The sequence below is a fragment of the Vibrio sp. 1562 genome, from assembly GCF_033340155.1.
Lineage (GTDB): Bacteria > Pseudomonadota > Gammaproteobacteria > Enterobacterales > Vibrionaceae > Vibrio > Vibrio alginolyticus.
In genome coordinates this window covers 1-678 of record NZ_JAWOVY010000388.1, presented here as the reverse complement: position 1 = coordinate 678, position 678 = coordinate 1, and the positions used below count along the sequence as shown (strand labels likewise).

The following is a 678-nucleotide window of genomic DNA, read 5'->3' as shown; positions in this document are numbered from 1 at the left end:
CACCCGGCCAGAATTGCCACTCCCAGAATTGCTATCAGTTGTCTCATCGTGTCGTTCCTCATCAAAAATTGTCGATGAGCCCATTCTAAAAGGGGGGGGATGGAAAGCTGGTTTCTCAAACTGCCCAAATTGGACAGATAGGCGTGTGTGCGATCTAAAGGTGTTTTGAGAGCATGTAGCGACGAGAAATACGATAGGAATATGGTCAACCTACATGCTGAAAGCCCTTAACAAGTTATTTGGTGGGCGAAGTGGAGTGATCGAGACCGCGCCGAGCGTCAGAGTGTTGCCGCTTAAAGACGTGGAAGATGAAGAAATCCCTCGATACCCACCTTTTGCCAAGGGCCTGCCAGTGGCCCCACTAGACAAGATACTGGCAACCCAAGCTGAACTGATTGAGAAAGTGCGGAACTCTCTCGGTTTCACTGTGGACGACTTCAACCGGCTTGTTTTGCCGGTGATCCAGCGGTATGCCGCGTTTGTTCACCTGTTGCCAGCTTCCGAATCACACCACCACCGTGGCGCTGGTGGTCTGTTCCGACATGGGCTTGAAGTGGCCTTCTGGGCAGCTCAGGCATCTGAGTCAGTTATCTTTTCCATCGAGGGGACGCCTCGTGAACGCCGTGACAATGAGCCGCGTTGGAGACTGGCGAGCTGTTTCTCCGGGCTGCTGCATGA

The 678-nt window shown here is 52.9% G+C and carries 1 protein-coding gene; it reads left to right on the top strand.

What is annotated here, in order from left to right; all coding sequences use genetic code 11:
* Window positions 1-214 precede the first annotated feature (214 nt).
* Window positions 215-678: TraI domain-containing protein (locus R7Z49_RS25350; protein ID WP_318112436.1), on the top strand; the 464-nt coding region annotated here is incomplete at its 3' end.